Source organism: Paractinoplanes hotanensis (assembly GCF_023717965.1).
Taxonomy (GTDB): domain Bacteria; phylum Actinomycetota; class Actinomycetes; order Mycobacteriales; family Micromonosporaceae; genus Actinoplanes; species Actinoplanes polyasparticus.
The window spans coordinates 160,665-181,920 of record NZ_JAMQOL010000017.1 but is presented as its reverse complement, the minus strand read 5'-3'; the positions used below and the strand labels follow the sequence as shown (position 1 = coordinate 181,920).

Here is a 21,256-nt window from a genome sequence, read left to right as displayed (position 1 = left end):
TGGCGCGATCCGTGACACCTCACAGCTCTGCGCCCAGGGCGCTGGCCAGGCGGTCCGGGGTCAACCCGAGCTTGAACAGCAGTTCGTTGTCCGCGTCGTTGTCGAGGTCGAGCCGGTCGGGCAGCCGCTCCGTCAGGGTCTCGGCGTAGTCAGCTCCGTAGGCCCGGCGGGCAACGGCTAGCACGTGGGTCTTCGTGAGGATGGTCATGGGTCTCTCGTCTCGTCTCGTGTCGCGGGGTGGCCGTGTGCCATCCCGATACGCGCAATAGACCGGCGAACGCGGCGAACTGTGACCGCCGTCGTGTCACAGACCTCAACGGCGCGTGGTCTGCCGGTTGAACCGACAGAGAGGCGACACCATGAGCAAGCCCATCCTCGAACCCTCGGCACAGGCCTTCGCCGACGCCGCGGGCAAACCCCCGTTCCTGTACGAGCTCGGACCCGCCGGCGCCCGCCAGGTTCTCGACAACATCCAGGCCGCTCCGACCGGCAAGCTGGACGTGGACGAGAAGTGGATCGTCGTGCCGGCCGACGTCGGCGAGGTCGGCGTCCGCATCGTCCGGCCACTCGACACCACCCAGGTGCTTCCGGTCGTCCTGTACGTGCACGGCGGCGGCTGGATCCTCGGCGACGCCGGCACCCACGACCGGCTCGTCCGGGAACTCGCGGTCGGTGTCAATGCCGCAGTCGTCTTCGTCGAGTACGACCGCTCCCCCGAAGCCCGCTACCCGGTCGCCATCGAGCAGGCCTACGCCACCGCCCGGTGGATCACCGAACACGGCCGGTCCGCCGGACTCGACAGCACCCGCATCGCGATCGTCGGCGACTCCGTCGGTGGCAACATGACCGCGGCCCTGGCCATCCTGGCCAAGCAGCGCGGCGACGTCACCTTCGTCCACCAGTCGCTGTACTACCCGGTCACCGATGCCGGGCAGGACACCGGCAGCTACCGCGAGTTCGCCGATGGACCACACCTCACCGCCAAGGCCATGGCCTGGTTCTGGGACGCCTACCTGCCGGAGAAGGACAAGCGTGACGAGATCACCGCCTCACCGCTACGGGCAACACTCGACGACCTGGCCGGGCTGCCCGAGACCTTCCTCATCGTCGACGAGAACGACGTCCTGCGCGACGAAGGCGAGGCCTACGCGCGCAAGCTCACCCAAGCCGGGGTCCGCACCACCAGCGCCCGCTACAACGGCACCCTGCACGACTTCATGATGCTCAACCCCGTACGCGATACGGCCGCCTCGACCGCAGCCATCGAGCAAGCCATCCACGTCCTGCGCAAGGCCCTCGGCCGTTACTGATCAGAAAGGTCTCACCATGGCCGTGCGGAAACCGACCGTCGTCCTCCGCCGCGGCGCGTTCGCCGCATCACCCCCGTGAGGTACCCGGCGCGTCCCACGCTCTCAGCCTCTCGCAACCGTAGGCCGTGACGGCGTCGATCCTCGCGGCCGTCTCCGCGCTCACCACGTAACGGCATTGTTGTGAGGTCCGCGGCAACGTCGCCGCGGACCTCGCTGTCCCGTCAGCGCAGCGGATCGTCTAGCCGGCAACATTGGCATTTGCGGCGCGAAGGCCGAGGATGGGCAGGTGAGCGGACACGAGATGACCGATTCCGCGGCCGATCTCGAGGAGGCCACCGCGGTCTTCATCAGCGTCCGCCCGCGCCTGTTCGGGATCGCCTACCGGATGCTGAGCAGCGTTGCCGAGGCCGAGGACCTGGTGCAGGATGTCTGGCTGCGGTGGCAGGCCTACGACCGCGGCACCGTGGTCAACCCGGCCGCGTTCTTGGCCACCACGACGACCCGGCTGGCGATCAATGCCCTGCAGTCAGCGCGGGTGCGCCGCGAGACCTACATCGGACCGTGGCTGCCCGAACCGGTCGACACCAGCGCCGACCCATACCTGGGCGCCGAGCGCGGCGAAGCGCTCGAGTTCGCCGCGCTGCTGTTGCTGGAGAAGCTCACCGGGAACGAACGCGCGGCGTACGTGCTCCGCGAGGCCTTCGACTACCCGTACGCGCAGATCGCCGACATCCTGCACGCAACCGAACCCGCCGTGCGCCAAATGGTCAGCCGGGCCCGCAGACAAGTGACCGGCGACCGGCGCACACCGGTCAGCCCGGACGAACAGCGGGAGTTGCTGACCTCGTTCATCAAGGCCGCCCGCACCGGCGACATGGACGCCCTGGAACGCCTGTTCGCCGCCGACGTGACCAGCCTCTCCGACGGCAACGGGGCCACCCGGGTCTCCCGCCGGCCAGTGGTCGGCGTGCGGCGGGTGGCGAACTACATCACCGCCATCTCGACCTGGTTCTGGGAAGGCATGCAGGTGCGGTGGGTCAGCGCGAACGGGCAGACCTCGGCCGTCCTGAGCCGTGACGGCAAGCTGTTCGGCGTCCTCACGGTCACCGCCTCCACCGAAGGCATCGACCAGTTGCTGTGGATGGTCAATCCCGCCAAGATCGGCGCAGTGGCCGAGCCGGTCTGATCCCACAGAATGCCGTGCTGCTCGGTCATCACTCGCGACCGCGGATGACGGGAGGACAGGGATGCGAACGCTCTCCTCAAGAAGTCGATGCGCTACAACGCGTTCATCACCGCGCCCAACGCCATTCCCGCCCAGCCGACAGCGTCCTGGGACGGCACCGTCGACATCCGCTGCGACAACGCCGTCACGGCCTCCGCCGGCTGTGTCTACCCCACCGCCATACCCGACCTGCAACTGTCGGCCGGCACCTGCAACGCAGCCGCCGTCACCTACCTGTGGGCGCAGCTCTACCTTCCTGACGGCTGGGGCGCCGACACCCCGCTACGCCGGCTCGCCAGCGACGCCGCGGCCAGCACCAACCGCCGCAGAACCTGCGAAGACGGGACCGACCACCACCGCCTGAGCCCTCAAGCCGCCCAGGCCCAGCCGCTACCCTGGCCACCGTGGACAACGACTGGGCCTGGGCGACACACGACCACAACCCCGGATTCTGTCTCACCTTCGTCCGGGACAGAGACCCCGCCACCGTGGCCGACCTGCTCGGTGGCGGGCCCCCGCAATCCATGACCCGTGAGGACGCCACCCACACCTATCCCCTCACTCTGCCCGGCAGCGTCCTGCGCCTGGGCGCCACCAAGACCTGGACGTACTGCTATGAGGACCGCGCTCCCACAGCCTCCCGCAAGGCCCTGCGCGAGCGGCTGTCCGACGGCACTGACGTCGTGCAGGTGGTCAAGAGCGGCGACGGCATGACCATCGCCCGCCGCCTGAACAACCGCAGTACTGTCGAACAATTCGAACCAGGGCCCACCGCCACGCCCCGCGGCGACCACCCCGCGATCCTGCTCGAACTGGTCACCCGTGCCCTCACTCACCAGCCACACACCAGCAGGCTCGCCGCCGCGCTGCACGCCGCCGGCGAATACGTCGGCGCGGTCGTCACCCGGCAAGACCTCGACGGCCCCCTCCCGACCTCCTACAGCACTCACCCCGCCCAACCCACCACACCACCGGCCACCTCCGCCCCGGCAGTCCTCGGACGACGCCTCGCCACCATCACCATCCCCGGCCAGCCCGGCGACCACACGACCTGAACACCGTGCACACCACCGACCAACCACCGGTGGCGGGACGTCCGTCGAAGTATCTTGACGACCACGATGTCCATGCTGTGACGGCATTGCCTCGGCTGGCCACAATGGACGGCATGTTCCCCGACAAGGCAGCGGCGTTCATCCGTGAGGTCATTCGCGCGAACCTGGACGTTCAGACGGACGTCACCGGCCCTCGATCCTTTCAGGGCGTTGTGGAGTGGGAGTTCTGGATCGGTTGGGATGACGGCAACACGCTGACCCGCTATCTGGTGATGCCGGCGCTGTCGCGTCAGTCGGCCGTCTTCGTGGCGGTCGCGAGCCAGTCCCTGCCTCATATGCCGGGCGGGCGGCGGCCGGAGGTGCCACCGTTCGAGCCCGTGCCGAAAGGCGACGCCGGTCTGCCGGTCGACGGGCAGCGTCTCGGATGGGCCGGGCCGCTCCGCGCCGAGCTGGGCGGGTACGAGACGCGCCAGTGGGGTCACGGCTGGATTGGGTTCTTCGTCGACCTGGCCGATGAATCTCCGTGGGTGGGCCGGTGAGTGACCGCCTGCGCTGTCGGCGGCGCGTGGCACTCAGGTGGTTGATGTCCTCGAGTCGGGGTCGGTGCTGAGGCGTTCGTAGGTCTCGAAGGTGGTGCCGTTGTTGAGGGCGAGGTCGCCGGCGGAACAGGTGTAGGGGTAGGCCTCGGACTGTGTCGGGTTGACCGTTACCGGTAGCTGCTGGTCGTTCTCGGTGATCTCGACGGTTTGACGGCTGACTATCGCGTCGAGGGACAGGACGCTGTCGTCGGTGCGCGCCCGCTGGTCGCGGGTGCCACGAATGGTTTCGGCGTACCGGTTGCCGTCCTTGGTCGCGGTCAGCGGGCTGGCCTTGGTGTAGTCATCGCTGGACCGTCCGTCCGGCCAGATACGCCTGATCATGTCTTGGCGCCGGTGACCGAGAAGGTCTCGGTCCGGATCTTCAGTCTCTTGCTGAAATTCACCGACCTCCACGTGCCCACCAGACATTCATCGATGACGGCGGCCGTCGGTACGGCCGGCGCCGGAGCGTCCGCGAGAGCGGACGACGATGGTGTCGATTGGCTCGCCCCTCCCGCTCCGGCCGGGGGAACGACTGCGTTGCCGACACCCTCGTCGCTCAGGCCGGGATAGAAGACCGCCAAGAGGGTGCCGGCGACGGCGAGGACGACGACAGCGGCGGAGAGGCCCACGGCGAGTCCCCGACGGCGGCGCGTCCCGGCGGCCGCTTCGGGATATGCCGGCAGCGGTGTGGCGGCAGGCGTGGTGGCGGATGTGCTCGACATCGTGCCGCTACGCGATCGTCCGGCCGGGACGCCGGCCTCTGCCGCCGCGGTCGCGTCGCCGAGGTTCGGCTGGGTCGGAGCGGCCAGTGTCGGTGCCGGTGCCGGTGCCACAACCGTCCGCGGGACATCAGGGGCGTTCGGATCGCTACGGCGCCGCCGCCGAAACCACAAGGGTGCACGCGAGCGGGACGTACGGACGGCCATCCTCCTCGATCACGTCATGGACCGTGATGATTCCACGATGCCGCAGCCGGGCCGCCGCCTGCGCTTCACGGAGAACCCGTTGCACTGCCGGGTCGGGCGCATCCAGGGACCCCTCGCCGAGGGAGGCCGGCCGGACCTCCTTGAGAGCCACCTGTCGAGCGAGCAGGGCATCGTCGGCCTGCCAGACCGCACCCATGCCGCCGCGACCGAGCAACCGGCCCAGCCGGTAGCGCCCGCCGACAATCCGGCCCGTCGTGTCGCTGCTCTCGCCGCTCATAGCGGGGAATCTATCGAATCGCCGGGTCGCGCAGACCCCTTCCGGTCGCATCCGGACTGTCGAAATGGCGCTCGTGCATTGTGGACCCACGCGGAAGAGGCCGGTTCGGCCGGGAAAGGCCACGCCGGCCGGAATCGCCCTCGCCTTGGAACGCTTGCTGGGGATGCGAGAAGGCACCGGGAAACCGGGGCCTTCTCGCCGTCAATACTGAATGACGGCTCGGAAACGAAGCTGACGGTCGCGAAGCTTCTGGTACGCATCACCGATCTTCTCCTTCGGGAAGATCTCGATCATCGGCTTCACCTCACCGCGGGCGACGATCTCCAATGCCTCGTTGAGGTACTCCGGCGAGTTGTGCGCCGAGCCGACGATCTGCAGGCTGTGGGCCGTCATAGTGAGGGCCGGCACCGGGAAGGCATCGTCGGCCGAGATGCCCATCAGGACGAGCTTTCCCCACGGGCGCATCCCCTTGAGCGCGTCGATCGCGGGCCCGTGCGAGGGAGCCGTGTGCAGCATCACGTCCGCGCCGCCCACCGCCTTCAGCCCCGCGCCGTCCGGCACGACCTCGTCGGCGCCGAGCCGCCGAGCCAGGTCATGCTTCTCGGGCGAGTGCGTGATCGCCACGACGCGGTAGCCGGCCGCCTTCGCGAACTGGATACCCAGGTGCCCGACGCCGCCGATACCCACCACCGCGACCGTTCCTCCGGGCGGCCCGTCGGCGCGGCGCAGCGCGGCCCAGACCGTGTAGCCGGCGCACACCGTCGGCGCGGCGTTCTCGTACGATATGCCGTCGGGCAGCAGCACCGTGCCCAGCTCATCCACCGCGATGAACTCAGCCTGCCCACCGTTGACATTCACGCCGGTCAGCACCGGCGCCACGCAATTGTTCGCCGTGACGAAGCTGTAGGGATGGTTCTGCCGGCAGAAGTCGCACCGTCCACACGGTTTCTGCGTGATGGGCATACCGACCCGGTCACCCACCTTGCGGGTCACCACGCCGTCTCCCACCGCGACTATCTCGCCGACACCCTCGTGACCCGTCACCAGCGGGTACGGCCGGAAGCTGAGGACACCCTCAGCGAGCAGCGAATCCGTGTAACAGATGCCGCACGCGTGGACCTTGACGAGGACCTGGTGTGGCCCGGGCTCGGGCTTTTCGATGTCCTCGAGCTGCCACCGGGCGTGCACGGCAGGAACGACGCCAGCCTTCATCAGTACCATTTCACTCTCCTTCACGATGTTCCTGCGAAGGAACCTATTGAGCGGCACTGAACAGCGAGTGCATCGCAAGTTGATGCGCCCAGCTGGCCCTTCCGAGACCAAACGCCTCTTCCGCACTCTGAATCGCATCGACCGCAACTCCCGGGCGTAACGGCTCCCGCCCAACGCGGCGACGACACCGAGACACCGGGCGGACTACCCGCGGGTGTCGGCCGAGGCGCACCGCGTCCGGGTCTTCGACACCGACTCCGGCTGTACGACCGGACGATCGCGGTGGACGTCGAGCAGAACAGCACCCCGTGCCTCGCCGGACCGGCCGTGTGGCCCCCGGTGTGGTGCCGCTCGGGCAGGTGACGGCGCCGCTGTGGCCGCCCGAAGGCTGTTTCAGCTGATTCAGCTGGCCGGCCCGGATGTCATCGGCCGTGGCCGGCGGTGAGATCGTGCAGGTCGGTGTGACGATGGTGCAGGCGAGCTTGCCCGCGTGCTGGGCCAGCCACAGGCCGCGTCCGCTCAGTGCGTCAACAGCCGGGCGGGTTCGGGGCTGGGCCGCCCGGTGGAGCAGCTGATCCATGACGCAGCCCTCATCGCCTCGACCCGGTCATCGGTCGTACCGGGGGTACAACCAGGCCGACCCGATCGGCATGGCGGTGACCGGCGTTGCCGGCGTGGATCGTCCGCCTTCGCGGCCGGTCACGTCAGGCCGGCGCGGCACACACGTGAGACAAGTCAAGGACGGCTTGCTCTCGGTCGCGGAACACCGGAAAGGCGTGCTCGAGACCGGCGGCGGCCAAAGTACGCCACACCCTCGCCGGAGGCGCCAACAGGCACAGTCTGCGTCCTCGGCGGCCGGCCAGCTCGTCGGCTTCGATCAGCGCGCCGAGGGACGCCGCGCCCATCATGCTCACATCGGCCAGGTCGACGAGGACATCGACACCTCGCGTGACGCCGGACAAGACACAGTCCTCCAGCTGCTCGACCATCTCGCGATCGACATCGCCGTGCAGTTCCACCATGGCGGTCCCGGCCTGCTCGACGACCGGCGCGACGATCCGGCCGGTACCGGTGTCCGCAAGAATCATGGTGCGCACCTGATCCACTGTGCCCTCCTGACGTAGTGACGGTTCACCGCCCTGCCAACAGTCCGCCGCGGGCATGGCATTCGGCCCGCGACCGGATGACACGTCCATGACAGATCCTCCGTCCCGACCGGGCGGCAGCCGGCCACCAGCGACGTCGAACCCGGACACCTTTCGGGACCCAGGCGGCGGAAACACCGTCGCGCCGCTGCGGTTGAACGATTTTCCTGGTCGGCTGGCAAGACGCCGTCCCGGTGTCCCGTGCTGTACGAAGGCGTGATGCGCGAGCAGCGTTTGCGGCGCCGGCGGGCAAGGTTACCGCCGCCGGCGGCGGGCTGCGATTTACCGGATCAGTTGTGTTCGTCGATGTGGTTCTGGATCTGCCGGGCGAATCCCTCGGCGGTCGCCAGCTGCTCCCGCAGGGCTTCAACCCGGGTCTGCGCGGCGGTGTGGAACATGGCGAGCCGGTCGAGCAGCACGGCCCGATCACTGTTCTGGCCGGCGGCGAGTTCGTCGAGGATCTCCAGCAGGTCGCGCATCTCGTCGAGGGTGAAGCCGAGCGGTTTCATCCGCTTGATGACCCGCAGCCGGTCGAGGTCAGCTTCGGCGTAGAGCCGGAACCCGCCCTCGCTGCGTGCCGCCGGGATGACCAGGCCGGCCTCCTCGTAGTGGCGGATGGTGCGGATGCTCAGTCCGACGCGTTCAGCGGCCTCGCCGATCTGCATGTGCCCGGTCATCGCACCAGTGTGCCCGCTGGTCATCTCCGGTGCGTCCATCAGTGGCCCGCGCTCAGCTTGCCGGCCAGATTGTCGTGGAACCTGGCGCTGGCCTCGTTGAGCCCGACGATCTCCACCTGCTTGCCGCGGGTCTCGTACTTGGTGGTGATCGCGTCCAGGGCCGCGACCGAGGAGGCGTCCCAGATGTGCGCGGCGGACAGGTCGATGACCACCTGTTGCGGGTCGCCGGCGTAGTCGAACTGGTAGACCAGGTCGTTGCTGGAGGCGAAGAACAGCTCGCCGTGCACGTGATAGATGCGGGTGCCGCCCTCGGGGTCCAGGACGCTGGTCACGGTGGCGAAGTGCGCGACCCGGCGGGCGAAGATCACCATCGCGGCCAGCACCCCCAGCACGACACCGATGGCCAGATTGTGCGTGGCCAGAGTCCCGGCGACAGTGACGACCATGACGATGAGCTCGCCGGCCGGCATGCGCTTGAGGGTGGCCGGGGCGATGCTGTGCCAGTCGAACGTGCCGACCGACACGATGATCATCACGGCGACCAGAGCGGCCATCGGGATCAACGCGACCACGTCGCCGAGCGCGACGACCAGAATGAGCAGGAAGACACCGGCGAGGAAGGTCGACAGGCGGGTCCGGGCGCCGGAGGCCTTCACGTTGATCATGGTCTGGCCGATCATCGCGCAGCCGCCCATGCCCCCGAAGAAGCCGGTGACGATGTTCGCCACGCCCTGCCCCCAGGACTCGCGGGTCTTGTTCGAGTGGGTGTCGGTGATGTCGTCGACCAGCTTGGCGGTCATCAGCGATTCCATCAGCCCGACCAGCGCGATCGCCAAGGCGTACGGGGCGATCGTGGTCAACGTGCCCAGGGTGAACGGCACGTCGGGCAGACCGAGCACCGGCAGGCTGCCCGGCAGGGTGCCCTCGTCACCGACGTTGGGCACGACCACGTGGGCGATCACCACGAACCCCGTCAGCAGGACGATCGCGACCAGCGGGGCCGGGACGGCGGTGGTCAGCCTGGGCAGGAACACCATGATCGCCAAAGCGACCGCGACCAGCGGGTAGACCAGCCACGGCACGCCGATCAGATGCGGCACCTGAGCGGTGAAGATCAGGATGGCCAGCGCGTTGACGAAGCCGATCATCACGCTGCGCGGGATGAAACGCATCAGCTTGGCCACCCCGGCCACCGCCAGTACGACTTGGAAGACGCCGCCGAGGATGACTGCGGCGACCAGGTATCCGAGGCCGTGCTGCTGGACCAGGGGGGCGACGACCAGGGCGATCGCACCGGTGGCGGCCGAGATCATCGCCTTGCGTCCGCCCGTGAACGCGATCGTGACCGCCATCGTGAACGAAGCGAACAGGCCCACCTTCGGGTCGACCCCGGCCAGGATCGAGAACGAGATCGCCTCGGGAATCAACGCCAGCGCCACCACCAGACCGGCCAAAACCTCGGTGCGCAGCACCTTCGGTGAGCTCAGCCAGTCGGGACGGGACAGGCGCGGCGGGCGGACCGCCGACAACAGCGCGGACATACAACTCATTTCGACTCGACACGCACGCCACTGAGACGCACGCCGACGCACCCGCACGGGTGAGCCGTGAACTTGACAATGGGCGCCGGCGGCCGTGAACCACGGTCCGATCCGGCGCGGGCATCAGCGCCCAGAGGCTGGTCGACGGCAAGGGGCAGGAACGCCGCACCTCGACGACAACCCGACCCTACTCTTCGGTGAGAGGAGAGTTGGCCTTGACGGAGGGTGGTGATGATCACCCGTAACCTCCACCCAAGTCGGCACATCTTGCTGGTAGCAGGCCGCATTACCCGCGCCTCCTCGCCAAAAGCCTTGAGGAACCTCGCCGGCCGCCGATGCTTCCGGCTGTCACGGCACCGGCCGTGCTCGGAAGGAGAGTCTGTGCGCACTTACGCCTTGGGCCGGAAAGTCACCGTCGCGGCACTCGGCACGCTCGCGCTCAGCGGCTGCGACCTACCAGGCACAGGCAAAGACCAGGCCGGGGCCATGGCCGCCAACCCGGTCGGTGACAGCTGGATCATCGTCAAAGAAGGCGAGCGACCGGCCGAGGACGAGCCCGCCGCTGCTCCACCCGTCGAGGAGGACAAGCAAGAAGAGGAGGACGCGCTCCCCGTGCCGGAAACAGCCGAAGCCGTCGCCGCACCCCACGACCCCCGCTGCATCGGAACCACTCCGGCCGGCGTGATCGCCCCGCTGACCGTCAAGGTGGGCACGACCACGGCCACCGTGACCTGGTACCACCCCGGCGACCCGGCCATCACCACCTACCGCATCACCAGCATCTCCCAAGATCCCGTCCCCGGCCCCCAGCCCGACCTCGCCTGGCAGGACAAGAAACCAGCCGACGGCTGCTCAAACCTGAGCGTGACCGTCACCGGCCTGCAGCGAAACAACCGCTACGTGTTCTCCGTCGACGCAGTCCGCAAGCCCACCTGGACCGACACCACCCGCGCCGCCACCATCGCCCGCTCCGAAGCCGTCCTGACCAAGTGACCGAGCAAAGCTCGAAGGCGAAGACCTGACATGGACAACCACTACCCAGGACCTCTGCGCACCATCGGCAAGACCTTCAAGTTCCTCACCCCAGGACGCAGGTCCGCCATGGTCGTCGCCGGGCTGGTCGTGAGCATCGGCGCTCACACCTCCGCCGCGGAGGCCGCCGAACTGGCACCACAGCGCCTGACCAGCGCCGACACGCAGACCGCCGCGTTTCAGAACCGGCTCAACGCCTCCCTGCAGAAGATGCTCGACGCGATCGTCGGCCCCGGCCACGCCGTGGTCACCACCACAGCCGAACTGAACCTCGACCAGGTCGAAACGGCAACCAAGACCTACACGTCCAGCCCGTCGGCGACAGCGCTGGCGGAACGCATCAGCCGCGAGACCTACACCGCGAACGGCGCCACCGGGTACGAGAACACCCGCACCGACCGCATCAACGCGGTCAACGAGATCAACCAGACCCGGCGCACCGCGCCCGGCGCTGTCGAGCGGCTCAGCGTGGCCGTCCTGCTGGACAAAACCAACGCCGGCACCATCAACCTCGCTCAGCTACAACAACTCGTCAGCGCGGCAGTCGGCATCGACCGCACTCGCGGCGACTCGATCGCCGTCGCCGCCATCCCGTTCGATACCAGCGCCGCCGAAAAGGTCCAGCAGGCACTGACCGACTCGGCCGCCGCCGCGACGGCCGCGAAACAACAGGCGCAGATGAAGACGGCCGGCCTGGTGCTTCTGGTGCTGATCCTGCTGTTGCTGGCCTGGCGAGCCAGCCGCCGCGCGACGAACCGCAGACCTCTCCGCTCGGGTGAGCTGGAACGTGCCAAAACCTTGCAGGTGATTCTCGAGCAGCACAGTCTGACCCAGCTGAACACACCCCTTACTGTGAAAACCGTCGAGTCTGCTCGAGCGCTGGCATCCCGCCGGCAACACGCTATCGAGCAGCTGGCCGAGGAAAAGCCGAAAGAAATCGCTGGTGTTCTCTCCGATTGGACCGCACCCCGCAATTAAGCCCCTCATACGGCGTGCTCGGCAGGTGATGAAGCTGAGCCGCCCGGCGGGGGGCAGGTTGAGACGGCCAGTGTCCTCCTCGCGTTGCTAGTCGGCCTGGATGTCATCGGCCGTGGCCGGCGGTGAGATCGTGCAGGTCAGCGTGACGACGGTGCCATGGTCATCGCTGGTGCAGGCGAGCTTGCCCGCGTGCTGGGCCAGCCACAGGCCGCGTCCGCTCAGTGCGTCAGCGGGCGGGCGGGGTCGGGGCTGTATCTGCGGCAGGCCGGGACCGTGGTCGCTGACCTGGCAGTAGAGCTGGTTGCGGGTACGTCGCAGTTCGAGGCGTCCGTGGCCGCCCCCGTGGCGCACGGCGTTGGTGGCGAGTTCGTGGACGGCGAGCACGAAGCGGTACAGGACGGGATCGGTGAGGCCGCTCGCCCGGGCGAATCGCGTGACGTCGTGGCGCAGCGTATGGAGATCTTCGAGGGCGAAGTTTCGTACCGATGGCGGGCTGTCGTCCTGCGGGTTTGGCCGTCGGCCCGAACGGCGCAGGTGTTCAGGCATGGTCACCTTCGGGTGGGTCGGGTGGTACCGGCGTGTGGTGGCGCACGGCGAGGATGCAGGTGTCGTCCTCGGGGTTGGCTCGGCGTAGTCGCATCAGGAGGTCGGCCAGTGGCTGCCGGCTGCCGGAAGCGGAGATGTCGTCAAGGGTGGTGATGACGGGGGCGAGTCCTTCGGCGAGGGTGTGCCGGCGGTGTTCGATCAGTCCATCGGTGTAGAACAGCAGCAGGTCGGCCGGCGCCAGGCTGACCGTGGCGGTGTCGTAGCGGGCGGCGCGGACGGCGCCGAGCAGTGTGCCGCGCGGCGCGGCGAGTTCGGTGGTGGTGCCGGCGCGGGCGTGTAGTGGTTTCGGGTGCCCGCCCTGCGCCCAGGTGATGGAACGGCTCTGCGGATCGAATCGGGCCACTACGGCGGTCGCGGTGGTGGCGCGGGAGTAGAGCAGCCGGTTGAGGTGCCACAGCAGCTGCGCCGGGTCGGTCGTGGTGGTCACGGTGAGACCCGCAAGCATGTGCCGCAGCTCGGCCATCACGGTGGCGGCGTGCATGCCGTGGCCGGCTACGTCCCCGACGGCGAGGACCACGCTGCCGTCGTCGGCGAGGGCCGCGTGGAACCAGTCGCCGCCGACTCGGCTCGCCTCCTCGGCGGGTAGGTAGCGCACGGCTACACGCAGCCCGGGCAGGTCGAACGGCTCGGCGGGCACGGGCAGCACGATCTGGCGCAGTTGGGCGGCGAGTTCATGCTCGGCCGCGAGGCTGTTCTGGTGTTGCTGCAGCAACTGCTCCGCCTCGGCCAGCTGCGCCCGGCTGGTGTGCTGCATGGTGACGTCCTGCACGATGCCGTACACCTTCACCGGCCGGCCTTGCACATCGCGGACCGCGTCGACGACGCTGCGCACATGTTTGACCCGCCCGCCGACGCGGATGCGGGTCGTGACATCGACGGTGTCCCCGCGGCCGAAGCCCTCCGCCGCCTGCCGGCGGATCGGCTCATCCTCGGGCACGGTCACGGCGTTCTGTTCCTCGCTGGACATCGGCCCCAGCGCCGGGTCACGCTCATAGATGCGATACAACTCGTCCGACCACACGATCTGGCCGGTGACCAGGTCCGCTTCGCCCCAGCCGAGCTGGCCCAGCCGTTCGGTTTGCGCGATCCGTTCGGCCTGCCGGGTCTGCTCGTCGTGGCGCACCCACCGGCTGAGCACTCCCGGACCCACCCGCGACACCCAGGCGGTCATCAACACCTCGGCGGGCGCCCGGGCACTCCTGCCCACATACGGGAACGGCCCGACTTCGCGCGCGCACCCGTCAGCCGCCACGTCGAGCCACGCCTGCCACACCGGCGTATCCACCGTTGCCGGATACGCCTGGGTGATACGCCGGCCCACCGCTTGGGCCACGTCGCGGCCGGAGAAGTCGGCCGTCTCCTGACTCACCGCAACAATCACCCAGTCGGTGATCTCGGAACCGTCACCGAACACCGGCGACAGCGCCATGTGGTTACCCGGCATCGCCTCGAGGACATGCTGTACCAGTGGGCCCCAGTCGTCAACCGCCCGTGACGGCGGGTGCGGGGGAAGCCGGCGCTCCGCCGATGGGCTCCGGCCCTGGGGGTGCAGCGCCTTGTCCACCTCGGCGTCCAAGGGCCGCGATCCGGATCCTGGACGGCCTTGCAGGGCCATCAGGATGTCACCGGCCACCGCAGCCGCCGGCCGGCCTTGCTGTGCCGCCCGGTCCAGCAGATAGGTGTGGGCCTCGTCGACTCGGCACCCGACCCGACCGGCCAGCAGGCCCGCTGCCCGATGCACCTGCGCTGCGGGATCCAACTGTGCCTGTGCCACCGTCTCGGCCAACGCGGCCAGCCGCTGCCGGTACTCGTGATGCTGCCCCACGCTCATCGCGCCTCCCGCGGCGGTCCGCACCGATCCGTACCGTGAAGCCCTTCGTGCTGGCGCCTCAAGCGAGCGGCAACTGCCCAGCCGACCCACCGATACCGACGTCGCTCACCGCCCGGCACCGCTGCGACCACCATCAGAATCGGCCAAGCCGAACCTCTCCACCAGACCGGCGATCTCGAATTGGCCGTACACATTGGCGTTGGGACGCTCCACCCGGAAAACCGCACCGCACTCCGTAGCGGCGCGCAGGGCAGCCACCAAAACTCCGAGACCCGAGGAATCCAGGAAGCTCACCTCGGCCACGTCCACCCGTACCAGGGCCGGCCGGCCCTGAACCACCGCCTCCTGGATCGCCTGCGAGATCGGCGCCGAGTTGACGAAATCGATATCACCGCTCAAAGTCAGGCAGAGCGTTCCTTGATCAAGACTGACAACCAACGGCCTCACACCCGCCACCTCCTCGCGACAGACACGAACGGCCAGTCACCACCGGGCACACCCATGGGTTCTACCGGACACCGGCCGCCCGGCACATGGCCCAACCGGCGCGAATACCACACGTTCACCCTCACGGTACGCGGGCACCGACTTCCGCCCATCGAATCAAGCCCGGACCAGGCCGACACCGCCGGTGGGGCTTGCACGATCGAGGAGATGCAACGACGTCAATGGTGATGCGTAGCCAGTCTCTGTGCTCGACCGACACCTCGACAGCGTGCCACAGCGGGTGAACTTGCCCATGCCCGATAGATTCCAGGAGTGACCGAGGGCATGGCGCGGGTGATCGTCGGCCGCTATCGGTTGCTGCGCCTGCTCGGGCGGGGCGGGATGGGGGCCGTCTGGCACGCCCACGACATCCTGCTGGGCCGAGACGTGGCCATCAAGGAGATCTGGTTCCCCAGCGCCGGTAGCGGGCCGGTCGATCCGGCGGACCCGCTCGTCCGGCGGGCGCTGCGGGAAGCTCAGGCAGCGGCCCGGCTTCGGCACCCCGGCATCGTCACCGTGCACGACGTGGTCATCGATGAAGGCCGGCCCTGGATCGTCATGGAACTGATCGACGGACGTTCCCTGGCGGAGGCCATCCGGGAGCACGGGCTGCTGACCGAGCAGCGGACCGCGGAGATCGGGCTGTACATTCTGGACGCGCTGCGCACCGCGCACCGCGAAGGCATCGTCCACCGCGACGTCAAACCTGCCAACATCCTCATCGATGACGCGGACCGGGTGGTGCTGACCGACTTCGGCATCGCCGCGATCGACGACGCTACCGCGCTCACCGCCACCGGGCAGACGGTCGGTTCCCCGGCGTACCTGGCACCGGAGCGGATCAACGGCCGCCCCGCGACCGCCGCCGCCGATCTCTGGGCCCTCGGTGTCACCCTCTACACGGCGGTGACCGGCCGCTCCCCGTTCCAGCGTGAGGATACCCAGGCCACCATCGCCGCCGTCCTCACCAGCCGCCCCGCCCCGCCGGCCCATGCCGGCAGACTCTGGCCGGTCATCAAGGGCCTGCTGGTCAAGGATCCGGCACGTCGTCTCGCCGCTGAGAACGCAATCCAGCTTCTTGCCAATGTGGCCTACCCGACGGGCTCGCCCGGACCCGCCACAACAACGCCGGGACGACGCTCGGCTCGCTGGTGGCCTACCCAGTCCAAGCGGCGAAGGCCCGCTCTGGACGGCTTGCCGGGGACCCTCGCAGCACCGCCACCCACGATCGCCGCGCCTACGGCCTACCAGGACGCTCACGATGGGCGAGTTACTGGTGCGGTCCCGTCATCGCCGGGAGAAGCCACACCGGAGCAGGCCGTCGTGGAGCCGCCCGGTTCTTCAGCGGACGATCCGGCAGCCACCCTCGCGACGTCGGCGCAGGTCACGTCGGACACCGAAACCGCTGAGAACGGACTGACCACGGTCGTACCGGATCAGACCGGCCCCGCGCCGACGGAGACTGCCGCCGCCGTCACGGTCGACATGCTGACCGGGGCTGCTCGGCTGACCGGCGGACCGTCGCGGGGATCCGAGCCGGCCCGGCCGAAACCCGCCGGGCGACGGCCGAGGCGGGTCGTCGTGCTCTTCGCTGTCCTCGCGGGGACCGCGGCGAGCGCCGTCATCGGCGGCGGGACGCTCTATACCCAGACCCGATCCGACTCAGCCGGTACGCGGGCCGGCACCGGCCCCTCCGCGCGCACTGCCGTGACGTCCGCAGCGCCGGGTCCCAGCACGGTGTCGCCGGCACCGGACAGCCTGGCCGATCGCCCTCCGCGACGCAGCACCAGCCCGTCGGCGACGCGGTCCCGAGTGCCGGCCCCGTTTCACGGCCGATGGGTCGGCATCGCCGCCCAGCCGATGAGCACAGCGAAGTCATGGCCGGCGGTCATCACCTTCGCCCCGGGATCGAACACCGGCCGGATCGAGGTCGTAAGCCTCGGCTGTAAAGGCCTGCTGACCGTCAGCGCACCGGCTCCCACCGAGCGCGTACTCCACGTGCGCCAGCACACCACCCGCGACTCGAAAGCACGCTGCGCCGAGGCTGCCAAGCTCACCCTGATCATCAACAGTGCGGGTGGCATCGACATGTTCTGGCAGGACGCGGCCGCCGCCGACAACACCGCCACCGCGACTCTGGTATCCGAAACGCCGCGGTGATGTCGCATCCGGCAACGATCCGGCCTTCACACGATCTGCGCCTGCCGACCTGCTCCGCGTGTGACGCGTCTCAGATCCAGCCGTGCCGGTAGGCGATGCGCACGGCCTCGTGCCGGTTGGTCGCACCGGTCTTGCCGACCGCGGCCGACAGATAGTTGCGCACGGTGCCTGGGGAGAGGTTGACCCGGCGCGCAATCTCCTCCACCGGCGCGCCTTCGCCGGCGTAGCCGAGAACCTCAGCCTCCCGGGGCGTCAACGGGCTGTCCCCGGCGCTGATCGCCTCGGCGGCCAGTTGCGGATCGACGTACCGGCCGCCGCTGTGCACGGTCCGCACGACGGTGGCCAGAATGTCCGCGGAGACCGTCTTGGGTACGAAGCCGCGGGCGCCGGCCGCCAGCGCCCGCTTGAGGTGGCCGGCCCGGGCGTGACTGGTAACGATCAGGGTGCGGCAGGAGGGCAGTTCGCCGTGGAGGATCCGGGCCAGCGTCACGCCGTCGAGGCCGGGCATCTGCAGGTCGACGACCGCCACGTCGGGGCGCAGCGCGCGGGCGAGCGCCAGCGCCTCGTCGCCGGTAGCGGCCTGGGCGATGACGTCGAGGTCCGCCTCGAGCGCGAGCAGCGCGGCCATCGCACCCCGGATGAGATGCTCGTCGTCGGCGAGCAGGATCCGGATCCGGGGGTCACTCACCGTTGTCCCGGTCCACACCCGCCGGCACCGTGACCTCGAGGCGGAAGGTGCTGGGGTCCCGCCGTTCGGCGTTGACCGTGCCGCCGAGGCCGGCGATCCGTTCGCTCACGCCGACCAGGCCGTTGCCGAACTCCACCCGGGCCGGGCCGGCCGGCCGGGACAACCCGTCGTTCTCCATGGTCAGCGACACCCCGCCGCCGGATGCCACCCGCACGGCCACCAGGCAGGTACGGGCTTCGCTGTGCCGCAACACATTGGTCGTACCCTCCCGGACCACCCAGCCGAGCGCCCCCTGCACCGGCGCCGGAACCCTACCGCCGTCCCCGATCACCCTGCACTCGATGCCGGCGGAGGCGAGCAGCGACCGGGCGCCGGCCAGCTCGACGTCGAGATCGGCGGCACGGTACCCGCTGACCAGAGCGTGCAACTCGGCGAGCGAGTCCTGGGCGATGCGGCGGACCGCGAGCATCTCGTCGACCGCGTCCTCGCGGCCACGCCGGGCCAGTTGTGCCGCCAGCTCGGACTTCAGCGCCACCACCGACAGGGTGCGTCCCACCCCGTCGTGCAGGTCCCGGGCGAAGCGCAGCCGCTCGTCGGCGACCGCGAGCCTGGCCTGCAGGTGCCGCGCCCGGTCCAGTTCCCACATGACACCGAGCATCCACGCCGTGAAGCGGTACGCCGCACCCGCGCCGAGCAACAACAGCGCGAAGGCGAGGACGGCACCGGCGTCGGGCCGGCCCTGCAGGGCGGCGAGACCGTAAACGGCCCCGCAAGCGACCGCGCCGGCGGTGACCACGACCGGGGCGCTCTCCGTCGCCGCCAGCGTGACGACGACGGCGCCACCCACCAGCAGCAGGATCCACAAGGCCGGCCCGTCGTTGTGCCCGGGCGTATGGTCCGGATAGGCCAGGTAGCCGCCTACCACGGCGGCCACCGCCAGCCCCACCGACGCCGCGATCAATCGCGTCGGCCGGGGCCGGCGGCCCAGGTAGTGCTCCAGCGCGGCGCGCAGCTGCACCAGGCACACCACGCCCTGCCCGGCCACGACCGCCACGAGCACCCCGGTCGCCGGTCCCAGCGAGGGCCCGAGTCCCAGGCCGACGACCACCGGCAGCATCAGGTAGTTGACGTACAGCGTGCCCCGGGCGGACAGGTCGAACCGGGCGGCGTTACTCAGCCCACGCCACCACTGCGCCATCACCGTCATCCCCGTCCGCCCCACTCAGCGCCGCGGTTCCCAGCGGAACCAGCGCCGTACCACCACGATGCCGATCGCGATCCAGACCAGCAGGATGCCACCCGGCGCCGCCGCCACGGCGAACACGCTCACGAAGTCGGCCGGGGCGGCGGAACCGGTGGTTCCCAACCAGCCGAGCCGCAGCAACTCCATGGCCGGCGACAGCGGCAGCAACCGCAGCACATCGGCCAGGTTGTCCGGCAGTTGCGCCGCCGGCACCACGATCCCCGACCCGAGCATGCACACCAGCAGGATCGGCAACGTCGTCACCTGAGCCGTCTCGGCCGTCCTGGTGAAGATCGCCGACGCCGCGGCGAGCAGCACACAGACCAGCACCCCACCGGCCACCCCGGCCAGCAGCACGACGGCGTTGACCGGCATCGGCAGTCCGAGGAACAGTCCGCCACCGATGACGACCAGGACGATCTGGACCAGCGCGACCGCCACCGAGGGGCTCGCGGTGCCGGTCAGGATCTCCGCGTCCGTCAGCTCACCGACCCGCAGGCGCTTGAGTACGAGCTCCTCGCGCCTGGCCACATAGGCGGTGACGAGGTTGTAGTAGACGGCGAGCAGCAGGAGCACGCCGCACAGCCCGGTCATCAGGAAGGCGTTGCCGGACAGTTCGCCGCCGTCGACATCCGCCGAGCCGAGGGCCACCGCGATGCCCACCGGGACGCCGAGCGCGTTGAACAGCGCGGTCCGGTTGCGCCAGAACAGCAGCAGCTCGGCGCGACCGAGGGAACGGATCCGCCGGACCCCGGTGCGCGGGCGGGCAAGAGTACCGATGGTCACGACCGTACCTCCGCGATTTCGGCGGTCGCGACGTCCCCGGCGATGGCAAGAAACGCCTCTTCCAGCGACGCGGACCGAGCGTTCAGATGGCCGAGGGTGACGTGCCGTTCGGCCGCCCAGCCCAGCAGGTCGGCGAGACTCTCCTGCAGGGAGTCGGTCTCGACGGTGACCGCCGCTGTCCCGGACGGAACGCCCGGCCGTGCGTGCGACAGCGCCGGCAACTGGTCGGAGCCGACGCCGTCGGGCAGCACGAAGCTGATCCGCGCGGGGTAGTCGGCGGTCAGCTCGGCCGGGGACCCGGCCGCCACGATGCGTCCGCCGCGCATGATGGCGATCCGATCGGCAAGCTCCTGCGCTTCGTGCAGATAGTGCGTGGTCAGCAACACGGTCGTGCCGTCCCGCAGCAGTTCGCGGACCAGCTCCCACGTGGTGCCGCGGCTCTGCGGGTCGAGCCCGGTGGTCGGCTCGTCGAGGAAGAGCACCTGAGGACGGCCGAGCAACGCCAGGGCCAGGTCGAGGCGGCGGCGTTCGCCACCGGAGAGCTGCTGCACGCGTACGGTCGCGCGCTGTGCCAGCCCGGTCAGCGCGAGCACCTCGCCGACCGGTCGTGGCGCGCTCAGCGTGCCGGCCCACATCCCGGCCGTCTCGGCGACGGTCAGGTCCGCGGGGAAGCCGGCTTCCTGCAGCATCACGCCGACCCGGGGCCGCACCACGGCGCGCTCAGCGAACGGGTCGTGCCCGAGCACCCGGACCCGGCCGCCGTTCGGACGGGCCAGCCCCTCCGCCAGCTCCATGATGGACGTCTTGCCGGCGCCGTTCGTCCCGAGCAGGGCGAACAGCTCACCGCGCTCGACCTGGAACGACACCCCCCGGACCGCGGTGAAGCCGCGGGGACCGCCGTACCGCCGGCTGAGGTCGTGCACCTCGACCGCCGGAGCACTTCGTGAGTTCGTCATGAGCCGATTCTTCGGCCCCGCCGGGCCCCCGAGTAGTGCCCCGAGCCACAGGTTCGGATGGCCGGCGCCCGGTTTCCCCATGACATCCGTCATGGGTGGACAGTGCCGACGCCGGCGGTGAACCATCATCCGGTGTGGACGGTGTTCGCCGGTGTCGCGGATGCTGACTCGACCCCTGTACGTCTCGTACGATTGGTTGCCCCGGTAGCGGGCACGTCCGCTCCCTTTAAGATCACTGATCCCGCGCGGGGAGGCGTGGAGACGGTGTTGTTCACGGCTAAATGCCCGGCTGTTGCCGATGAGCAGGAGCGGATTGACCGCAGCATGGCCAGGTTCGTCGAGCGGTTCGGCACAAGCTGGCTCGGCTCGCCTGTCATATTGCCCACCGCGGAGTTCTTTCCGGGCGCCTATACCGGCACCCAACAGGACATGCGTCGGGCGGTCGTCACCGTTTGCGGCATTATGGGCGTCGACGCCTCGCGGATCTTCGTCAAGTTTCCCCACGGCCGTTTCGAGGGATGCTGAGGCGGCGGGACACTGG

At 69.4% G+C, this 21,256-nt stretch carries 23 protein-coding genes; 8 read left to right on the top strand and 15 right to left on the bottom strand.

What is annotated here, in order from left to right; genetic code table 11:
* Positions 1-19: 19 nt before the first annotated feature.
* On the bottom strand, positions 20-208 hold the full coding sequence (locus LXN57_RS15070) for a hypothetical protein (RefSeq protein ID WP_251798783.1): 189 nt from the start codon (positions 206-208) through the stop codon (positions 20-22).
* Positions 209-359: 151 nt separating this feature from the next.
* Here LXN57_RS15070 and LXN57_RS15065 point away from each other — a divergent pair, with 151 nt between their 5' ends.
* The 4 genes from LXN57_RS15065 to LXN57_RS15050 all read left to right on the top strand — a co-directional run bounded on the left by LXN57_RS15065 (position 360) and on the right by LXN57_RS15050 (position 4,129).
* Positions 360-1,310, top strand: a complete 951-nt coding sequence (locus LXN57_RS15065; protein ID WP_251798782.1) for an alpha/beta hydrolase — start codon at positions 360-362, stop codon at positions 1,308-1,310.
* 286 nt (positions 1,311-1,596) lie between these two features.
* Positions 1,597-2,496: an RNA polymerase sigma-70 factor gene (locus LXN57_RS15060; RefSeq protein WP_251798781.1), complete on the top strand. Its 900-nt coding sequence runs from the start codon at positions 1,597-1,599 to the stop codon at positions 2,494-2,496.
* 443 nt (positions 2,497-2,939) lie between these two features.
* The gene (locus LXN57_RS15055) at positions 2,940-3,590 is read left to right on the top strand and encodes a DUF6461 domain-containing protein (protein ID WP_251798780.1); all 651 of its coding nucleotides are present in this window, start codon (positions 2,940-2,942) and stop codon (positions 3,588-3,590) included.
* A gap of 5 nt (positions 3,591-3,595) precedes the next feature.
* The gene (locus LXN57_RS15050) at positions 3,596-4,129 is read left to right on the top strand and encodes a hypothetical protein (protein WP_251798779.1); all 534 of its coding nucleotides are present in this window, start codon (positions 3,596-3,598) and stop codon (positions 4,127-4,129) included.
* A gap of 33 nt (positions 4,130-4,162) precedes the next feature.
* Here the strand turns inward: LXN57_RS15050 and LXN57_RS15045 are convergent, their stop codons facing one another.
* The 7 genes from LXN57_RS15045 to LXN57_RS15015 form a co-directional block, all read right to left on the bottom strand.
* On the bottom strand, positions 4,163-4,510 hold the full coding sequence (locus LXN57_RS15045) for a hypothetical protein (RefSeq protein ID WP_251798778.1): 348 nt from the start codon (positions 4,508-4,510) through the stop codon (positions 4,163-4,165).
* Entirely contained in the window at positions 4,507-4,893 is a 387-nt protein-coding gene (locus tag LXN57_RS15040) for a hypothetical protein (protein WP_251798777.1), read from the bottom strand. Before LXN57_RS15040 ends, LXN57_RS15045 begins: the two co-directional genes overlap by 4 nt.
* A gap of 145 nt (positions 4,894-5,038) precedes the next feature.
* Complete coding sequence (locus tag LXN57_RS15035) at positions 5,039-5,374, bottom strand: protein kinase family protein (RefSeq protein WP_251798776.1); 336 nt, start codon at positions 5,372-5,374, stop codon at positions 5,039-5,041.
* 201 nt (positions 5,375-5,575) lie between these two features.
* Positions 5,576-6,586 carry an alcohol dehydrogenase catalytic domain-containing protein gene (locus tag LXN57_RS15030; protein WP_251798802.1) on the bottom strand — a complete coding sequence of 337 codons (1,011 nt, stop codon included), beginning with the start codon at positions 6,584-6,586 and terminating at the stop codon, positions 5,576-5,578.
* A 704-nt stretch (positions 6,587-7,290) separates the two neighbouring features.
* Positions 7,291-7,692: an STAS domain-containing protein gene (locus tag LXN57_RS15025; RefSeq protein ID WP_251798775.1), complete on the bottom strand. Its 402-nt coding sequence runs from the start codon at positions 7,690-7,692 to the stop codon at positions 7,291-7,293.
* A gap of 329 nt (positions 7,693-8,021) precedes the next feature.
* Positions 8,022-8,447: a MerR family transcriptional regulator gene (locus LXN57_RS15020; RefSeq protein ID WP_438872873.1), complete on the bottom strand. Its 426-nt coding sequence runs from the start codon at positions 8,445-8,447 to the stop codon at positions 8,022-8,024.
* Positions 8,447-9,949 (bottom strand): SulP family inorganic anion transporter, encoded by a 1,503-nt coding sequence (locus LXN57_RS15015; protein ID WP_251798773.1) that lies wholly within the window; start codon positions 9,947-9,949, stop codon positions 8,447-8,449. Before LXN57_RS15015 ends, LXN57_RS15020 begins: the two co-directional genes overlap by 1 nt.
* Before the next feature lie 381 nt (positions 9,950-10,330).
* On the opposite strand from LXN57_RS15015, the gene LXN57_RS15010 reads away from it, so the two are divergent.
* On the top strand, positions 10,331-10,942 hold the full coding sequence (locus LXN57_RS15010) for a fibronectin type III domain-containing protein (protein ID WP_251798772.1): 612 nt from the start codon (positions 10,331-10,333) through the stop codon (positions 10,940-10,942).
* A 30-nt stretch (positions 10,943-10,972) separates the two neighbouring features.
* Positions 10,973-11,959: a flagellar M-ring protein FliF C-terminal domain-containing protein gene (locus LXN57_RS15005; protein WP_251798771.1), complete on the top strand. Its 987-nt coding sequence runs from the start codon at positions 10,973-10,975 to the stop codon at positions 11,957-11,959.
* 87 nt (positions 11,960-12,046) lie between these two features.
* Here the strand turns inward: LXN57_RS15005 and LXN57_RS15000 are convergent, their stop codons facing one another.
* From LXN57_RS15000 to LXN57_RS14990, 3 genes are all read right to left on the bottom strand, one after another.
* Positions 12,047-12,505 (bottom strand): ATP-binding protein, encoded by a 459-nt coding sequence (locus LXN57_RS15000; protein ID WP_251798770.1) that lies wholly within the window; start codon positions 12,503-12,505, stop codon positions 12,047-12,049.
* Entirely contained in the window at positions 12,498-14,396 is a 1,899-nt protein-coding gene (locus tag LXN57_RS14995) for a SpoIIE family protein phosphatase (RefSeq protein WP_251798769.1), read from the bottom strand. The genes LXN57_RS15000 and LXN57_RS14995 overlap by 8 nt, the downstream gene beginning before the upstream one ends.
* A 105-nt stretch (positions 14,397-14,501) precedes the next feature.
* The gene (locus LXN57_RS14990) at positions 14,502-14,843 is read right to left on the bottom strand and encodes an STAS domain-containing protein (protein WP_251798768.1); all 342 of its coding nucleotides are present in this window, start codon (positions 14,841-14,843) and stop codon (positions 14,502-14,504) included.
* A 312-nt stretch (positions 14,844-15,155) separates the two neighbouring features.
* Between LXN57_RS14990 and LXN57_RS14985 the strand changes: the two genes are divergently transcribed.
* Positions 15,156-17,042, top strand: coding sequence for a serine/threonine-protein kinase (locus tag LXN57_RS14985; RefSeq protein WP_251798767.1), 1,887 nt, complete (start codon positions 15,156-15,158; stop codon positions 17,040-17,042).
* A 70-nt stretch (positions 17,043-17,112) separates the two neighbouring features.
* On the opposite strand, the gene LXN57_RS14980 is transcribed toward LXN57_RS14985, so the two are convergent.
* The 4 genes from LXN57_RS14980 to LXN57_RS14965 are packed head-to-tail and all read right to left on the bottom strand — an operon-like array spanning position 17,113 to position 20,715.
* Entirely contained in the window at positions 17,113-17,730 is a 618-nt protein-coding gene (locus LXN57_RS14980) for a response regulator transcription factor (protein WP_285904624.1), read from the bottom strand.
* Positions 17,723-18,937 (bottom strand): sensor histidine kinase, encoded by a 1,215-nt coding sequence (locus tag LXN57_RS14975; RefSeq protein WP_251798766.1) that lies wholly within the window; start codon positions 18,935-18,937, stop codon positions 17,723-17,725. Before LXN57_RS14975 ends, LXN57_RS14980 begins: the two co-directional genes overlap by 8 nt.
* 15 nt (positions 18,938-18,952) lie before the next feature.
* Positions 18,953-19,759 (bottom strand): ABC transporter permease, encoded by an 807-nt coding sequence (locus tag LXN57_RS14970; protein ID WP_251798765.1) that lies wholly within the window; start codon positions 19,757-19,759, stop codon positions 18,953-18,955.
* Entirely contained in the window at positions 19,756-20,715 is a 960-nt protein-coding gene (locus LXN57_RS14965) for an ABC transporter ATP-binding protein (protein ID WP_251798764.1), read from the bottom strand. The genes LXN57_RS14970 and LXN57_RS14965 overlap by 4 nt, the downstream gene beginning before the upstream one ends.
* Positions 20,716-20,970: 255 nt before the next feature.
* Between LXN57_RS14965 and LXN57_RS14960 the strand changes: the two genes are divergently transcribed.
* On the top strand, positions 20,971-21,240 hold the full coding sequence (locus LXN57_RS14960) for a hypothetical protein (RefSeq protein ID WP_251798763.1): 270 nt from the start codon (positions 20,971-20,973) through the stop codon (positions 21,238-21,240).
* The last annotated feature ends 16 nt before the right edge of the window (positions 21,241-21,256 follow it).

Coding starts and splice junctions, on each gene's coding strand:
- LXN57_RS15070 (WP_251798783.1), bottom strand. CDS start 208: ATGACCATCCTCACGAAGACCCACGTGCTAGCCGTTGCCCGCCGGGCC.
- LXN57_RS15065 (WP_251798782.1), top strand. CDS start 360: ATGAGCAAGCCCATCCTCGAACCCTCGGCACAGGCCTTCGCCGACGCC.
- LXN57_RS15045 (WP_251798778.1), bottom strand. CDS start 4,510: ATGATCAGGCGTATCTGGCCGGACGGACGGTCCAGCGATGACTACACC.
- LXN57_RS15040 (WP_251798777.1), bottom strand. CDS start 4,893: ATGTCGAGCACATCCGCCACCACGCCTGCCGCCACACCGCTGCCGGCA.
- LXN57_RS15035 (WP_251798776.1), bottom strand. CDS start 5,374: ATGAGCGGCGAGAGCAGCGACACGACGGGCCGGATTGTCGGCGGGCGC.
- LXN57_RS15030 (WP_251798802.1), bottom strand. CDS start 6,586: ATGAAGGCTGGCGTCGTTCCTGCCGTGCACGCCCGGTGGCAGCTCGAG.
- LXN57_RS15020 (WP_438872873.1), bottom strand. CDS start 8,447: ATGGACGCACCGGAGATGACCAGCGGGCACACTGGTGCGATGACCGGG.
- LXN57_RS15015 (WP_251798773.1), bottom strand. CDS start 9,949: ATGTCCGCGCTGTTGTCGGCGGTCCGCCCGCCGCGCCTGTCCCGTCCC.
- LXN57_RS15005 (WP_251798771.1), top strand. CDS start 10,973: ATGGACAACCACTACCCAGGACCTCTGCGCACCATCGGCAAGACCTTC.
- LXN57_RS15000 (WP_251798770.1), bottom strand. CDS start 12,505: ATGCCTGAACACCTGCGCCGTTCGGGCCGACGGCCAAACCCGCAGGAC.
- LXN57_RS14995 (WP_251798769.1), bottom strand. CDS start 14,396: ATGAGCGTGGGGCAGCATCACGAGTACCGGCAGCGGCTGGCCGCGTTG.
- LXN57_RS14975 (WP_251798766.1), bottom strand. CDS start 18,937: ATGACGGTGATGGCGCAGTGGTGGCGTGGGCTGAGTAACGCCGCCCGG.
- LXN57_RS14965 (WP_251798764.1), bottom strand. CDS start 20,715: ATGACGAACTCACGAAGTGCTCCGGCGGTCGAGGTGCACGACCTCAGC.